The organism is Streptomyces qaidamensis, from assembly GCF_001611795.1.
Taxonomy (GTDB): domain Bacteria; phylum Actinomycetota; class Actinomycetes; order Streptomycetales; family Streptomycetaceae; genus Streptomyces; species Streptomyces qaidamensis.
On sequence record NZ_CP015098.1, the window covers coordinates 2,494,189 to 2,509,152 of the forward strand.

The 14,964-nt window shown below is 71.7% G+C and carries 17 protein-coding genes; 5 read left to right on the forward strand and 12 right to left on the reverse strand.

The features are described 5' to 3' along the window. Position 1: 1 nt before the first annotated feature. Entirely contained in the window at positions 2–652 is a 651-nt protein-coding gene (locus A4E84_RS10915) for a sulfite oxidase-like oxidoreductase (protein ID WP_062926370.1), read from the reverse strand. 175 nt (positions 653–827) lie between these two features. On the opposite strand from A4E84_RS10915, the gene bfr reads away from it, so the two are divergent. After that, positions 828–1,304 carry a bacterioferritin gene (gene bfr, locus A4E84_RS10920; protein ID WP_033312705.1) on the forward strand — a complete coding sequence of 159 codons (477 nt, stop codon included), beginning with the start codon at positions 828–830 and terminating at the stop codon, positions 1,302–1,304. Positions 1,305–1,314: 10 nt separating this feature from the next. On the opposite strand, the gene A4E84_RS10925 is transcribed toward bfr, so the two are convergent. Beyond that, positions 1,315–1,548, reverse strand: a complete 234-nt coding sequence (locus A4E84_RS10925) for a (2Fe-2S)-binding protein (RefSeq protein ID WP_062931395.1) — start codon at positions 1,546–1,548, stop codon at positions 1,315–1,317. A 165-nt stretch (positions 1,549–1,713) separates the two neighbouring features. Next, on the reverse strand, positions 1,714–3,066 hold the full coding sequence (locus A4E84_RS10930; protein WP_062926371.1) for a class II 3-deoxy-7-phosphoheptulonate synthase: 1,353 nt from the start codon (positions 3,064–3,066) through the stop codon (positions 1,714–1,716). A gap of 96 nt (positions 3,067–3,162) precedes the next feature. On the opposite strand from A4E84_RS10930, the gene A4E84_RS45710 reads away from it, so the two are divergent. After that, a complete protein-coding gene (locus A4E84_RS45710; protein ID WP_078625594.1) occupies positions 3,163–3,219 on the forward strand; it encodes a trp operon leader peptide in 57 nt (18 codons plus the stop codon). A gap of 96 nt (positions 3,220–3,315) precedes the next feature. Beyond that, on the forward strand, positions 3,316–5,181 hold the full coding sequence (locus A4E84_RS10935; RefSeq protein ID WP_062926372.1) for an anthranilate synthase family protein: 1,866 nt from the start codon (positions 3,316–3,318) through the stop codon (positions 5,179–5,181). Positions 5,182–5,233: 52 nt separating this feature from the next. Here A4E84_RS10935 and A4E84_RS10940 read toward each other — a convergent pair whose 3' ends face one another. The 4 genes from A4E84_RS10940 to A4E84_RS10955 are packed head-to-tail and all read right to left on the reverse strand — an operon-like array spanning position 5,234 to position 9,048. Then, positions 5,234–6,262 (reverse strand): 6-phosphofructokinase, encoded by a 1,029-nt coding sequence (locus A4E84_RS10940; RefSeq protein ID WP_062926373.1) that lies wholly within the window; start codon positions 6,260–6,262, stop codon positions 5,234–5,236. Between the two features lie 53 nt (positions 6,263–6,315). Next, positions 6,316–7,005 carry a response regulator gene (locus A4E84_RS10945; protein ID WP_062926374.1) on the reverse strand — a complete coding sequence of 230 codons (690 nt, stop codon included), beginning with the start codon at positions 7,003–7,005 and terminating at the stop codon, positions 6,316–6,318. Then, complete coding sequence (gene macS / locus A4E84_RS10950; protein ID WP_062926375.1) at positions 7,002–8,228, reverse strand: MacS family sensor histidine kinase; 1,227 nt, start codon at positions 8,226–8,228, stop codon at positions 7,002–7,004. Before macS ends, A4E84_RS10945 begins: the two co-directional genes overlap by 4 nt. Before the next feature lie 28 nt (positions 8,229–8,256). Next, positions 8,257–9,048 (reverse strand): lysophospholipid acyltransferase family protein, encoded by a 792-nt coding sequence (locus tag A4E84_RS10955; RefSeq protein ID WP_062931396.1) that lies wholly within the window; start codon positions 9,046–9,048, stop codon positions 8,257–8,259. A 203-nt stretch (positions 9,049–9,251) separates the two neighbouring features. On the opposite strand from A4E84_RS10955, the gene A4E84_RS10960 reads away from it, so the two are divergent. Further along, a complete protein-coding gene (locus tag A4E84_RS10960) occupies positions 9,252–10,049 on the forward strand; it encodes an alpha/beta hydrolase (protein ID WP_062926376.1) in 798 nt (265 codons plus the stop codon). Then, positions 10,042–10,671, forward strand: a complete 630-nt coding sequence (locus A4E84_RS10965; RefSeq protein WP_062926377.1) for a hypothetical protein — start codon at positions 10,042–10,044, stop codon at positions 10,669–10,671. Before A4E84_RS10960 ends, A4E84_RS10965 begins: the two co-directional genes overlap by 8 nt. On the opposite strand, the gene A4E84_RS10970 is transcribed toward A4E84_RS10965, so the two are convergent. The 5 genes from A4E84_RS10970 to A4E84_RS10990 all read right to left on the reverse strand — a co-directional run bounded on the left by A4E84_RS10970 (position 10,668) and on the right by A4E84_RS10990 (position 14,893). Next, positions 10,668–11,414, reverse strand: coding sequence for an endonuclease/exonuclease/phosphatase family protein (locus A4E84_RS10970; RefSeq protein ID WP_062926378.1), 747 nt, complete (start codon positions 11,412–11,414; stop codon positions 10,668–10,670). The two genes, A4E84_RS10965 and A4E84_RS10970, sit on opposite strands and share 4 nt — an antisense overlap. A gap of 111 nt (positions 11,415–11,525) precedes the next feature. Further along, positions 11,526–12,479 carry an ROK family glucokinase gene (locus tag A4E84_RS10975; RefSeq protein ID WP_062926379.1) on the reverse strand — a complete coding sequence of 318 codons (954 nt, stop codon included), beginning with the start codon at positions 12,477–12,479 and terminating at the stop codon, positions 11,526–11,528. A 133-nt stretch (positions 12,480–12,612) separates the two neighbouring features. Further along, positions 12,613–13,113 carry a DUF5304 domain-containing protein gene (locus A4E84_RS10980; protein WP_062926380.1) on the reverse strand — a complete coding sequence of 167 codons (501 nt, stop codon included), beginning with the start codon at positions 13,111–13,113 and terminating at the stop codon, positions 12,613–12,615. 103 nt (positions 13,114–13,216) lie between these two features. Next, on the reverse strand, positions 13,217–14,386 hold the full coding sequence (locus tag A4E84_RS10985) for an ArsA family ATPase (protein ID WP_062926381.1): 1,170 nt from the start codon (positions 14,384–14,386) through the stop codon (positions 13,217–13,219). Between the two features lie 66 nt (positions 14,387–14,452). Further along, the gene (locus A4E84_RS10990) at positions 14,453–14,893 is read right to left on the reverse strand and encodes an SRPBCC family protein (protein WP_062926382.1); all 441 of its coding nucleotides are present in this window, start codon (positions 14,891–14,893) and stop codon (positions 14,453–14,455) included. Positions 14,894–14,964 lie beyond the last annotated feature (71 nt).

Sequence of the window (14,964 nt, forward strand, 5' to 3'; positions counted from 1 at the left end):
GTCAGAGGTCGGGGCCGTCCCCGGGCTCCTCCTGGTACGAGTAGCGCTGCTCCTGCCAGGGGTCGCCGATGTTGTGGTAGCCGCGCTCCTCCCAGAAGCCCCGCCGGTCGGCGGTCATGTACTCCACGCCGCGCACCCACTTGGGGCCCTTCCAGGCGTAGAGGTGGGGCACGATCAGGCGCAGCGGGAAGCCGTGTTCGGCGGTGAGCAGTTCGCCGTCCTTGTGGGTGGCGAAGAGGGCCTGCTCGTCGGCGAAGTCGGACAGCCGCAGGTTGGAGCTGAATCCGTACTCGGCCCACACCATCACATGGGTGACGTCACCGGCGGGCGGGGCGATGTCGAGGAGCGTGCGCGCGGGGATGCCGCCCCACTCGGCGCCCAGCATGCTGAACTTCGTCACGCAGTGCAGATCGGCCACCACGGTGGCGTGGGGCAGGGCCGTGAACTCCTCGTGGGTCCAGCAGTGCTTGCCGCCGCCCGCGGTGGCGCCGAAGACCCGGAACTCCCAGCGCTCGGGCCGGAACTTGGGGACGGGCCCGTAGTGCGTGACCGGCCAGCCGCGTTGCAGCCGCTGTCCCGGGGGCAGCTCCGGCTGCGTCGCTCCTGCTGGATCGCGCCCGTCTCCCGATTCGTGTTCCAGCGGCTGACCCATGACTCCATCCTGACAGACCCCGGGTGATGCCCCTGACCGGGCTCACTCCGAAAAGGGACAAACTAAACTAAGCATGCCCTTACTTACTAAGTGGAGACTTACTGGACGATCTTTCGCGCCAGTGGAATCATGCGGCGCAACCTGCCTGTTCCCCCGCGTGGAAGGAGCCTCTGCGATGCAGGGCGACCCCGAGGTCCTCGAATTCCTCAACGAGCAGCTGACCGGCGAGCTGACGGCGATCAACCAGTACTGGCTGCATTACCGGATCCAGGACAACAAGGGCTGGACCAAGCTCGCCAAGTACACGCGTGAAGAGTCCATCGATGAGATGAAGCACGCGGACAAGATCACCGAGCGCATTCTCATGCTGGACGGCCTGCCCAACTACCAGCGGCTCTTCCACGTCCGGGTCGGCCAGACGGTCACCGAGATGTTCCAGGCGGACCGGCAGGTCGAGGTGGAGGCGATCGACCGGCTCAGGCGCGGCATCGAGGTGATGCGCAGCAAGGGCGACATCACGTCCGCGAACCTCTTCGAGTCGATCCTGGAGGACGAGGAGCACCACATCGACTATCTCGACACGCAGCTGGAGCTGATCGAAAAGCTGGGTGAGGCGCTGTACATCGCACAGCAGATCGAGCAGCCGAGCTAGGGGCCTGCCGTCAGGCGGCGTCTTCCAGCTCCGTGAGCACCGGCTCGCCCCGGTCGGCCAGATCACGGCGAGGGCAGGCTCCCCTGCCCAGAATCGCCTGGATGCGGCGCACACAGGACCCGCAGTCCGTGCCCGCCTTGCAGGCGGAGGCTATCTGGCGGGGAGTGCAGGCGCCGCCGTCCGCGTGCTGCTTTACCTGCTGCTCGGTGATCCCGAAGCAACTGCAGACGTACACGCGGTTCACCTCCGACGGGTCGTTCTCAGATGCGCCGTCCCCGTTGATCGGTGAGGCTAACCTAACCTTACCCGTCGGGTCCGGGGCGCAAAAGTGGAGAGGGGCGCGGATCGTGTGATCCGCGCCCCAGTCCATGCCCCGGTAACAGGCGGACCCGTCACTGGTCCCTGTACATCACTGGTCCCTGTACATCTCGGCCACGAGGAACGCCAGGTCGAGCGACTGGCTGCGGTTGAGCCGCGGGTCGCAGGCCGTCTCGTAGCGCTGGTGCAGATCGTCGACGAAGATCTCGTCGCCGCCGCCCACGCACTCGGTGACGTCGTCGCCGGTGAGCTCCACGTGGATGCCGCCCGGGTGGGTGCCGAGGGCCTTGTGCACCTCGAAGAACCCCTTGACCTCGTCGAGCACGTCGTCGAAGCGGCGGGTCTTGTGCCCGGAGGCCGCCTCGAAGGTGTTGCCGTGCATCGGGTCGGTCACCCAGGCCACGGTCGCGCCGGAGGCGGTGACCTTCTCGACCAGCTCGGGGAGCTTGTCGCGGACCTTGTCGGCGCCCATGCGGACGATGAACGTCAGCCGGCCCGGCTCACGCTCGGGGTCGAGTCGCTCGATGTACTGCAGCGCGTCCTCGGCGGTGGTCGTCGGACCCAGCTTGATGCCGATGGGGTTGCGGATCTTCGACGCGAACTCGATGTGCGCGTGGTCCAGCTGCCGGGTGCGCTCACCGATCCACACCATGTGCCCGGAGACGTCGTACAGCTGCCCCGTGCGCGAGTCGACCCTGGTCAGCGCGGACTCGTAGTCGAGCAGCAGCGCCTCGTGCGAGGCGTAGAACTCGACCGTCTTGAACTCCTCCGGGTCGGCCCCGCAGGCGTGCATGAAGTTGAGCGCCTGGTCGATCTCGCGCGCCAGCTGCTCGTAGCGCTGGCCCGACGGGGACGACTTCACGAAGTCCTGGTTCCAGGCGTGCACCTGGCGCAGGTCGGCGTAACCGCCGGTGGTGAAGGCGCGCACCAGGTTCAGCGTGGAGGCGGACGCGTGGTACATCCGCTTCAGCCGCTCGGGGTCCGGAATGCGCGCGGCCTCGGTGAAGTCGAAGCCGTTGACGGAGTCGCCGCGGTAGGTCGGCAGCGTCACGCCGTCGCGGGTCTCGGTCGGCTTGGAGCGCGGCTTGGAGTACTGGCCGGCGATGCGGCCGACCTTCACGACCGGCACGGACGCGGCGTACGTGAGCACGGCGCCCATCTGGAGCAGCGTCTTCAGCTTGTTGCGGATGTGGTCGGCGGACACCGCGTCGAAGGCCTCGGCGCAGTCGCCGCCCTGGAGGAGGAACGCCTCTCCCTTGGCGACGGCCGCCATCCGGGCGCGCAGCTGGTCGCACTCGCCCGCGAAGACGAGCGGCGGATACGACTCGAGGTCCGCAACGACTGCGCGCAGAGCCTCGGTGTCGGGGTACTCGGGCTGCTGCGCCGCGGGCAGGTCTCGCCAGGTGTTGCCAGCGGAGGAGCTGGTCTTAGCGTTCACGGTCACGACCTCAACACTACGGGGTCGTGTCGGGCGTCCTGACCCATGACCAGTAATTGAGACACCCCGAACACTCCTCGGACGTGGGGTAGGGTGCGTCGCATGTTCGCGCACTCGACCCAGACCTGGTGGTGGACCGCTCATCCGGCGGCCCGCTGACTGCGCGTACACAAGACTTCGCGAAGGCCGCCCGAGGGGCGGCCTTCGGTGTTTCCCGGGGTCCGTTCCTCTCTCACCGAGATGGAGCACGGACCCATGAACCTGCTCGGATTGCCGGACGACCCCCGTCCGTTCGCCCTGCTGCGCCGCCGCACCCCGGGCCACGACCAGGAACGGGTCGAGGTCCTGATCGGCCCGGTCGCCTCGCACGACCGCCTCGCCGACCTCCCCGACCGGAGCCTCGCGCTGGTGCCCTTCCGGCAGATCCGCGAGCGCGGCTTCGACGTGCGCGACGACGGCACGCCCCTGCTGGCCCTCACGCCCGAGGAGTCGTACGACGTCCCGCTGGCCGAAGCCCTGGAGCAGCTCCCGGCGCACGACGTGCGCGTCGAGGGCGGCGGTTTCGATGTCGCCGACGAGGAGTACGGCGAGATCGTCGGACGCGTGCTGCGCGAGGAGATCGGGCGGGGCGAGGGCGCGAACTTCGTGATCCGGCGGACGTACGAGGGAGAGATCCCCGGTTTCGGGCGGGCCGACGCACTGGCCCTGTTCCGCCGGCTGCTGGAGGGCGAGCGGGGGGCGTACTGGACGTTCGTGGTGCACACCGGGGACCGCACGCTGGTCGGGGCCAGTCCCGAGGTGCACGTGCGGATGTCCGGCGGCACGGTCGTCATGAACCCGATCAGCGGCACCTACCGCTACCCCGCCGAGGGGCCCACGCCCGAGCACCTGCTCGGCTTCCTCGCCGACGGCAAGGAGATCGAGGAGCTGTCGATGGTCGTCGACGAGGAGCTCAAGATGATGTGCACCGTCGGCGACATGGGCGGGGTCGTGATCGGGCCCCGGCTGAAGGAGATGGCGCACCTCGCCCACACCGAGTACGAGCTGCGCGGGAAGTCCTCGCTGGACGTGCGGGACGTGCTGAGGGAGACGATGTTCGCGGCGACCGTCACCGGCTCGCCCGTGCAGAACGCCTGCCGGGTCATCGAACGGCACGAGGCCGGGGGGCGGGGGTACTACGCGGGCGCGCTGGCCCTGATCGGCCGGGACTCCGGCGGCGCCCAGACCCTCGACTCCCCGATCCTGATCCGCACCGCCGACATCTCCTCCGGCGGGCGGCTGCGCGTTCCCGTCGGCGCCACGCTCGTCCGCGGGTCCGACCCGGAGAGCGAGGTCGCGGAGACCCATGCGAAGGCGGCGGGTGTCCTGGCGGCCCTGGGCGTACGGCCGGGACGGCCGCGCGAGGAGTCCGTGCGGCCGCGGCTGGCCGACGACCCCCGGGTGCGTGCCGCGCTCGACGGACGCCGCTCCTCGCTCGCGCCCTTCTGGCTGCGGATGCAGGAGCGCTCCGCGGAACTGACCGGGCACGCCCTGGTCGTCGACGGTGAGGACACCTTCACGGCGATGCTCGCGCACGTGCTGCGCGCCGGCGGCCTGGAGGTGAGCGTGCGGCGGTACGACGAGCCGGGGCTGCGGGAGGCGGTGCTCGCACACGAGGGACCGGTCGTGCTGGGGCCCGGTCCGGGCGACCCGTCCGACCTCGCGGATCCCAAGATGCGCTTCCTGCGCGGCCTCACCGCCGAGGTGATCCGCAGCGAACGGCAGGGCGTGCTGGGGGTGTGCCTCGGGCACGAGCTGATCGCGGCCGAGCTGGGGCTGGACATCGTACGGAAGGAAGTGCCGTACCAGGGGGCGCAGACGGAGATCGGGCTGTTCGGGCGGCGGGAGACCGTCGGCTTCTACAACAGCTTCGTGGCGCGCTGCGACGACGAGGCGGCGGCCGAGCTGTCGGCGCACGGGGTCGAGCTCGCGCGCGCCGCCAACGGGGAGGTGCACGCGCTGCGCGCTCGTGGGTTCGCGGGGGTGCAGTTCCATCCGGAGTCGGTGCTGACACTGAACGGCGCGGCGGTGGTGCGCGAGCTGGTGGCGCAGGTGCGGGGCACGGGCGCGCCCTCGGTCTGACCTGGTGCCGGCCGGGGCTGCTCGGTCCCGGTCGGCACCGGTCGCCGTCCGGTCAGCCGAAGAACACCCCGACCTCCTCGTACAGCGCCGGATCCACCGTCTTCAGGCGGGCCGTGGCGTCCGCGATGGGGACGCGGACGATGTCGGTGCCGCGCAGGGCGACCATCCGGCCGAAGTCGCGGTCGCGCACGCAGTCGATGGCGTGCAGTCCGAAGCGGGTGGCGAGCCAGCGGTCGAAGGCGCTGGGGGTGCCGCCGCGCTGCACATGGCCGAGGACCGTGGTGCGGGCCTCGTTGCCCGTGCGCTTCTCGATCTCCTTGGCGAGCCACTCGCCGACCCCGGACAGCCGGACGTGCCCGAAGGAGTCCAGCGACTGGTCCTTGAGGACCATGTCGCCGTCCTTGGGCATCGCCCCCTCGGCGACGACGACGATCGGCGCGTACGACGCCCGGAAGCGGGAGGTCACCCAGGTGCACACCTGCTCGACGTCGAAGCGCTGCTCGGGTATGAGGATGACGTTGGCGCCGCCCGCGAGGCCCGAGTGCAGGGCGATCCAGCCGGCGTGGCGGCCCATCACCTCGACGACCAGGACGCGCATATGGGACTCGGCGGTGGTGTGCAGCCGGTCGATGGCCTCGGTCGCGATACCGACGGCCGTGTCGAAGCCGAAGGTGTAGTCGGTGGCGGACAGGTCGTTGTCGATCGTCTTCGGCACGCCCACGCAGGGCACGCCGTGCTCCTCGGAGAGGCGGGCGGCCACGCCGAGGGTGTCCTCGCCGCCGATGGTGATCAGCGCCTCGACCTCCAGCTCGGCGAGGGTCTGCTTGATCCGGCGGATGCCGTCCGCCACCTTCAGCGGATTGGTCCGCGAGGAGCCGAGGACGGTGCCGCCGCGGGGCAGGATGCCGCGCACGGCGGGGATGTCGAGACGGACGGTGGCATTTTCCAGGGGTCCTCGCCAGCCGTCCCGGAAGCCGGTGAAGTCATAGCCGTACTCCTGCACGCCCTTGCGGACGATGGCCCGGATGACGGCGTTGAGGCCGGGGCAGTCGCCGCCTCCGGTCAGTACTCCGACGCGCATGGAACAGTCCCTTCGCCGCAGGTGCCTGACGAAGGGTCAGTGTGACGGGCGCCTCACTCGTCGTCGAGGCCGCGCTCTATCGCGTACCTGACGAGCTCGACGCGGTTGTGCAGCTGAAGCTTGCCGAGGGTGTTCTGGACGTGGTTCTGCACCGTGCGGTGGGAGATGACCAGGCGTTCGGCGATCTGCTTGTAACTCAGGCCCTTGGCGACCAGCCGCAGCACCTCGGTCTCGCGGTCGGTGAGCCGGGGCGCCTTGGGTTCGCCGGTGTCGGAGGCGGGGGCGGGCTCGGAGGCCAGGCGGCGGTATTCGCCGAGGACCAGCCCGGCCAGGCCCGGGGTGAAGACCGGGTCGCCGGCGGCCGTGCGGCGGACCGCGTCCTGGAGCTCGCCGGTGGAGGCCGACTTCAGCAGGTAGCCGGTCGCGCCGGACTTCACGGCCTCCAGGACGTCGGCGTGCTCTCCGCTCGCGGACAGCACGAGGACGCGCAGCGCGGGGTTCTCGCCGACGACCTCCTTGCAGACCTGGACGCCGGGCTTGCCGGGCAGGTTCAGGTCGAGCACGAGGACGTCGGGCCCGGCGGCCTTGGCGCGGCGTACGGCCTGGTCGCCGTCGCCGGCGGTGGCGACGACCTCGAAGCCCGACTCGGCGAGGTCGCGGGCGACGGCGTCGCGCCACATGGGGTGGTCGTCGACGACCATGACCTTGATCGGGTCCTGCCGGTCCCCGGTGGTGTCCGTCATCGCTGCTCCGCCTTCCCCCGTGTGTCCGTCTCGTCCTTCGGTACCTTCAACTCGACCTCCGTGCCCTGGCCCGGCACCGAGATCAGCTCCGCGTTGCCGCCGAGGTCGCGCAGCCGGCCGCGGATGGACAGGGCGACGCCGAGCCGCCCCTCGCCCTCGGCCTGGACGAGCCGCCCCTCCGGGATGCCGGGGCCGTCGTCCCGGACGGTGACGATCACCTCGTCCGGCTCGTCCTCGACGAGGATCCACGCGCGCGCGTCCTGACCGGCATGCCGGCGGACGTTGTCCAGGGCGGCCCCGACGGCTGCGGCGACCTCCCGGGCGGCGGCCGGTGCCAGCGGCACGGGCGCGCCGGGCTCCGCGAGGCTGACCTTGGCCCCGGCGTACGGCGCGAGCAGGGCGCGCAGGTCGACGGGGCCGCTCGGCTCGGGCTCCTCGTCGACGGCCCGGACGAGCGCGCCCTCGGCGGCGTCCTCCGAGACCCGGGAGACGGGCACGAGGCCGCCGGAGACCAGGGTGCGCAGCGCGACCTCCTGTTCACCGGCCATCCGGCCCAGCTCGGCCGCCTCTCCCCCGAGCACGGCCCCGCGGCGCTGCACCATCGCCAGCACCTGGAGCACGCTGTCGTGGATGTCCCGGGCGAGGCGCTCCCGCTCGCGCGTCGCGGCCTCGATCTCCAGGGCGCGGGCGAGGGTGCGCTCGGAGGCGCGGGCGACCTCGACGACGTAGCCGATGGCGATGGAGGCGATGCAGACCAGGATGACGTTGTGGACGGTGTCACGGGCCGGGCTGCCGCGCTCGACCAGGTTGGCGACCGCCACGAGGCCGGAGGCGAGGGCCGCCCAGCGCCAGCCGCCCTTGATGGCGAAGGCGAGGACGGCACCGGCGGTCCATATAGACGGCAGAGTCGGGCCGCCCGCCTGGACCCGCTCGTGAGCGTCGGCGACGGGCGTGAGCAGGATGCCGGTGACGGCGATGGTGAGGTCGGCGGCGAGGAACCGCTTGGTGCAGCGGGCGGCGTTCGCGACGCGGGTCAGCGTGGCCAGGGTCCAGGCGCACAGCACGGCGAAGTAGGCGACGGCGACCCAGGGGCGGGTGAACTCGTCGTAGGCTGTGGCGAACAGGCCGACCGCGTACAGCATCGTGAGCACCCGGTACCCGGTGAGGGCACGCCACAGCGGCTGCTCGACCGACATCCTCATGACTCGCTCGCGCTTGGCCATTTCCCCCGCCCCCCGACCGAAGCCCCGGCTAGGGCTCGGTCCGCCGCCGCTCCTGCTGCTCCTGCTGCTGCGTTTCCTTCTCGGCCTGTTCCTTCGCGGCCCGCGCGAGAGCGGCCTTGGCGGCCTTCTCGGCTTCCTTCTCCGCCTTCGCCGCTTCCGTGAGCTGCCGCTTCATGGCCGTCGCGTACATGTCGACGTACTCCTGGCCGGAGAGGTTCATGATCTCGTACATGACCTCGTCGGTCACCGCGCGCAGCACGAACCGGTCGTGCTCCATGCCCTGGTAGCGGCTGAAATCAAGGGGCTTGCCGATCCGGATGCCGGGCCGCATCAGCTTCGGCATGACCTTCCCGGGCGGCTGGATCTTCTCCGTGTCGATCATGGCGACGGGGATGACCGGTGCCCCCGTGGCGAGCGCCACGCGCGCGAGGCCGCCCGGCTTTCCCCGGTAGAGCCGCCCGTCGGGCGAGCGCGTGCCCTCCGGGTAGATCCCGAACAGCTCACCGCGCTCCAGCACCTCTATGCCGCTCTTGATGGCGGCCTCACCCGCACCGCGCGCACCGGAGCGGTCCACGGGGAGCTGTCCGACCCCCTTGAAGAAGGCGGCCGTCATCCGGCCCTTCACGCCGGGCGTCGTGAAGTACTCGGCCTTGGCGATGAAGGTGACCTTGCGGTCGAGGACGGCGGGCAGGAAAAAGGAGTCGGAGAACGACAGGTGATTGCTCGCCAGGATCGCAGCGCCCTCGGCGGGTACGTTCTCCAGGCCCTCCACCCAGGGTCTGAAGGCGAGCTTCAGCGGACCCCCGATGGTGACCTTCATCGCGCCGTACAACAACCGAGTGCCTCCTGTATGTGTCGATCAGACCTTAACCCGGAGCACTGTCAAAGGCGCCGACGGCCCTGGTCGGTGTCAGTGCGGTCGCGTACGGTGAAGGTCCCGCGCACGATGCGCGAACCCCTTCCATGACGTTCCGTGACATTCCGTGATCGTGCCAGTCCCTTCTCACGACCAGGAGGCCGAAGGTGCCGGTCCTTGCCGGAGCCGAGCCGTTTCACCACGAGGGCGGGGAGGTCGCCGTCCTCCTCTGCCACGGCTTCACCGGATCACCGCAGTCGCTGCGCCCCTGGGCGGAGCACCTCGCCGAGCACGGCCTGACCGTCTCCCTGCCGCTGCTGCCCGGGCACGGCACGCGCTGGGAGGACCTGCGGATCACCGGCTGGCAGGACTGGTACGCGGAGGTGGACCGCGCGCTGCGTCTGCTGTGCGAGCGCCGCGAGACGGTCTTCGTGGCCGGTCTGTCCATGGGCGGCGCGCTGGCCCTGCGGCTGGCCGCCAGGCACGGCGACACCGTCCGCGGTGTCATGGTCGTCAACCCCGCGAACAAGGTGCACGGCCTGACCGCGCACGCCCTCCCGGTGGTGCGCCACCTCGTCCCCGCGACGAAGGGCATCGCCAGCGACATCGCCAGGCCGGACAGCAGGGAGCTCGGCTACGACCGGGTGCCTTTGCACGCGGCGCACTCCCTGCGGCAGTTCTTCCGGGCCACCGACCGCGAGCTGCCGCAGGTCACGCAGCCGGTGCTGCTGATGCGCAGCCCGCAGGACCATGTCGTGCCACCCGCCGACTCGGCCCGCATCCTCAGCCGTATCTCCTCGACGGACGTGAAAGAGGTCATCCTGGAACAGAGCTACCACGTCGCCACGTTGGACCATGACGCGGACCGGATCCACGAGGAGAGCCTCGCGTTCATCGGCCGCATCGCGTCCGCCCTCGGCAAGGAGCCCGGGCTCGGCAAGGAAGGGACGACCGCAGGTGGCTGAGCACGACTCCGACCGCGAGGGCCGGGAGCCGGAGGAGAAGGGCGTCCCCTTCGACGAGGAGGCCGCCTGGGCGGCGATCGTCGCCGGGTACGGCGAGGAGCCGCCGGACCCGCCGGGCGCCAAGCCCTTCAAGGCGATCGAGGACCTGGCCCTGCCGGCGGCCGGGCCCAATGACGCCGTGATCGACGGCGACCGGGGCGACACGGCCGTGAAGTCCGGGGACACCGTCAAGCCGGCCGAGTCGCAGGAGGCCGAGGAGCCCGGGGACAAGGCCGTGCAGCCCTTGGGCGGCTCCGTCTCGTTCGCGCCCGGCGTCGGCCCGCGCGACTACACCCCGCCCGAGCCCGCCGAGGACGACTTCGACGAGGACGACGAGGGTCACTTCGTGCCCCCGGAGCCGCCCCCGCTGCCGACCGGCGACCCGACCGCCAAGTTCGCCTGGCTCGGCGTGCTCGGCGGGCCGGTGCTGCTCCTGCTGGCCGTGCTGCTCGGCTGGGACATGACGTGGTGGCTGGCCACGCTGGGGATCGGTGGGTTCCTCGGCGGGTTCGCGACGCTGGTGATGCGCATGCGCACGGACGACGAGGAGGACGACGACCCCGGGCGGGGTGCGGTCGTCTAGGAAGCGGGGACTCGGAGGGCGGCCAGGACCGGAAGGTGGTCCGTGGCCGCCCTCAGGTCCGCGTCGGACACCCCCGGCTGCCCGGTCGGCACGCCGCAGCCCAGGACCTCGATGCCGTCGGTCGCGAAGATCGCGTCGATGCGCTGGTAGGGGTCGGCGGGGGTCCAGGTGTGCTCGCCGCCCCAGGGGGCCGCGGCCCGGCAGTCGGTCAGGCTGCCGGCCAGCCGGCGGAAGGCCGGCCCCTCGGGGCGTTCGTTGAGGTCGCCGCCGGCGATCGCGTGCTCCACACCCAGGCCGGCGAGCCGGTCCAGGACCATGCCGGACTGCTCGTAGCGCTCGTCCTTCTGGAGGGACAGGTGGCAGCTGAGCACACCGAGGCGGGCGCCGGCGATGCGGACGACCGCGGTGGCGAAACCGCGGCGGTGCAGGCCGGGGGTGGGGGGCAGGAGGATGTCCTCCGTGCGTTCGACGCTTGCGCGGAGCGAACTGAGGATGGCCGGTCCGGTGGTGGTGGCGCCGCCGGTGACGATCACGAGGTCGGAGGCGAGGGCCAGGCGGGCGAGTTTCTTGCGCCAGCGGAAGAAGCGGGGGGCTTCCTGGACGAGGACGAGGTCGGGTGCGCAGGCCTTGATCACGCGGGCCAGGGCGTCGGTGTCGTCGCGCATGGAGCGGATGTTGTAGCCGAGGACCCTGATGACTGCGGAACCGTCGGGTTCTGTACGCGAGTTGGGGAGCAGCGACATGTGATCAATTTACGCCCCATGGGGTGGGACGCGGGGTCGTGCGCGAGTGCCGGTCGTCCGTGGCTTGTCGCGCAGTTCCCCGCGCCCCTGGGGCGCGCGCCTTGACGGCGTCTACATGATCGGGTCGGGCTCCCGGGCCAGGTCCGCCGCGCCCACGAGGCCCGCCTTGTTGCCCAGTTCCGCCGCGCGGACCTCGGCCACCGGGCGCCAGTTGCCGCCGACCAGCCAGCGCTTGTAGGACTTGCGGATCGGGCCGAGGACCAGTTCGCCCTCGTCGGAGAGGCCGCCGCCGACGATGAACGCGGAGGGGTCGAAGAGGGAGGCCAGGTCGGCGAGGCCCGCGCCGACCCAGCGGGCCAGTTCGCGGTAGGAGTCGACGGCGACCCGGTCGCCCTGGCGGGCGGCCATGGAGATGTGCTTGCCCTCGATGCCGTCGGGCGTGCCGTTGCCGAGGCCGAGCAGGGTCTCGGCGTTCTCGGGGGTGGCGTTGGCGCGCTGCCTGGCGTACCTCACCAGGGCCCGGCCCGAGGCGTACTGCTCCCAGCAGCCCTGGGAGCCGCAGCCGCACAGCAGGCCGTCAGGCACCATGCGGATGTGGCCGAACTCGGCGGCCACGCCGAAGTGCCCGCGGCGCAGCTTGTTGCCGATGATGATGCCGCCGCCGAGGCCGGTGCCCAGCGTGATGCAGATGACGTTGCGGTGGCCCTTGCCGGCACCGAACTTGTACTCGCCCCACGCCGCGGCGTTCGCGTCGTTCTCCACGACCACCGGGAGGCCCACACGGGCCTCGACCTTCTCCTTGAGCGGCTCGTTGCGCCAGTGGATGTTGGGCGCGAAGTAGACCTCGGAGCGCTGCCGGTTCACGTAGCCGGCGGCGCCGATGCCCACGCCGACGATGTCGTGACCGACGCGGGCGCCGTCCACCGCCGAGGCGATGGCGTCCACGATGCCCTCAGCCGTGCCCGGGGTCGGCACCTTGTGGGTCGAGAGGATGTTGCCTTCCTCATCGACCACGCCGGCCGCGATCTTCGTGCCGCCGATGTCGACGCCGATGGTGAGTCCCATGAATCCCTCAGTTTCGGTCGAGCCCCGCTACGGCCAACGGTACCCGAGCCCATGCCCCCGGCTTCGCTGTCGTCCGCACGGTGGGCACCCCGGGCGACCGCACCGGGCCCGCCGCTCGGCGGGGGCCGGGGGCTCAGTCCAGGTCGATGTGCTCCCCGGGACCGGTGTCGTCGCCGCCGTCCCGGCGTCCGCCCTGGTCACGGGGGTCGTCCTGGTCGTCGCGGCCGGTCCAGCGGCGCTCCTGGGCCTGGACGGCGGAGCGGTAGGCGGCGAGCAGTTCGTTCCCGGCCGCCGCCAGGTGGTCGAAGACGTCCGGGTTGCGTTCGATGACGGGTTCCACGGCGTCCTTGGCCTGCTGGACGACCTGCCGGACGACCTGCTGGGCGGCGGGCCCCGCGACCGCGCCGAGCAGCGGGGACTGGACGCCGGACAGTTTCTCCGCGACGGCGTCGACGAGCTTCTTCAGCTCGTCGGCCGCGGAGCCCGGGGGCGTGCCGTACTCGGTGCGGCGGCGGGCCTTCTCCGCCTGGAGGTCCTCGGCGCACGCGGTGGCCCAGGCGTCGGCGTCGCTCGCCCGCACCTCGTCCGCGGCCTCTTCGCGGGGGGCGCCGGACGGGGAGGGCTCTTCGCTCATGACGGACTCCTGACTACGGTTCGTCCTTACGACGTTACCCGAACGGGCGTACCGCGTTCACGGGCCGGGGCCGGCCGTTCCTCCCGGTCCGTCACCCGCCGGGTCACCGGCTCTGCGGCCACAGCCCGGGGTCGGGTACGAAGCGGATCCGCAGCTCGCCCCCGCGCAGGGCGGCTCCGTCGACGGTGCAGCGGCGCAGCGCGGAGGGCAGCGGGACGATCCGGCGGAACCGCCCCGCCGTGACGACGAGTTCGTCACCGCGCCGGACGAGGTCCAGTTCCTCGCGTATGGCGCCGGGCAGCGGGATCCGCCAGACGAGGACGCCGTCCTCGCCGAGCCGGTCGGTCACGGGCCAGTCGGCCGCGGGGGGCGCCGGCTGCACGCCGGGCACGGCGAGCGCGGTGAGGTCGTCCGTGCCGCGCGGGTCGTGTCCGAGGTGGGCCGCGGTACGGACGTCGTACGACTCCCGCCACTCCTCCAGCGTCTTGCGCTGCTGGGCGACGGGGCCGGCGAGCCAGGTGTCGGGGGACGCCTCGGGCAGGACGCGGTTGGCGATCACGAGGTCGGTGCGCAGACCGCGCAGGGCGAGGCCGAGGCCGGCGGTGCGCAGCGCTTCGGCACCGGCCGGGCCGGGCTCGGCGACCAGGCGTACGACGGTGTCGCGGTCGGCGACGACCGCTTCGACGGCGGCCAGTTCCAGGTCCCAGCGGCCGGCCGTCTCGTAGAGCCACTCGGCGGGCATGGGGACGCCGGCGAGGCGCCCGAGGACGGGACGCAGGGCGCGGGCGGCCTGCCGTTCGGCCGGGAGCAGGCGGCGCAGGTAGCGGCGGAGTTCCTCGGGCAGGGCGAGGAGGGCGACGGCTTGCGGGGCCGGGGGGAGATCGACGACGAGGGTGTCGTACTCCTCCGACAGCGCGGCGTCGCGCAGGGCGCGCAGCAGGACGAGTTCCTCGGCGCCGGGCAGGGGGGTGAGTTCCTCGGGGTCGAGGCGGGAGGCGCCGAGGAGGTCCAGAGCGGTGGAGGCGCGGTCCTGGAGTGCGGTGAGGTCCTTGCGGAAGTCCTGGGCGGCGTCGGGACGCCAGGCGGTGAGCCGGGGGGCGGCCTGGACCGGGGCCGGGCCGGTCGGCACCCCCAGGGCGGCACCGAGGGTGTCCGTGCGGTCGGTGCCGAGGACGAGGGTGCGGGTGCCCTCGGCCGCCGCGGCCAGGGCGGTCGCGGCCGCGAGGGTGGTACGACCGCTGCCGCCGGGGCCGGTGATCAGGATGGTGCGCATGGGGTTGAACGGTACCGGGAGTCCCCGGAGCGCCCGGTGCTGCCGCCGGGTGGCTGCGCGGCCGGGCTACTTGCCCGCTTCCACCCGCTTCTTCAGCCCCGCCAGCGCCCGGTCGATGATGACCTTCTCCGCCTTGCGCTTGATCATGCCGAGCATGGGGATCTTGACGTCCACGGTCAGGACGTACGTGACCTCCGTGCCGCCCGCGCCGGACGGCTTGAGGATGTACGAGCCGTCGAGGGAGCGCAGCATCTGGGACTTCACCAGCGTCCAGGACACCTCGTTCTCGCCGGTCCAGGTGTACCCGAGGACCTGGTCGTCCTTGATCGCGCCCGCGTCCATGACGAGGCGGACCTGCTCGGCGCGGCCCTGGGCGTCGGTCTTGAGGACTTCCGCCTCCTTCACCTCGCCGGTCCAGTCCGGGTAGCGGGCGAAGTCGGAGATGACCGCCATGACGTCGGCCGGGGCGGCCTCGATGGTGATGCTCGAGCTGGTGTGTTCCGCCATCTCCGTGGCTCCTCCAGATGCGGGCCGGTAAGACGTCTTCCTGCGCACGTGTGTGCAGCGTGAAGGCTACC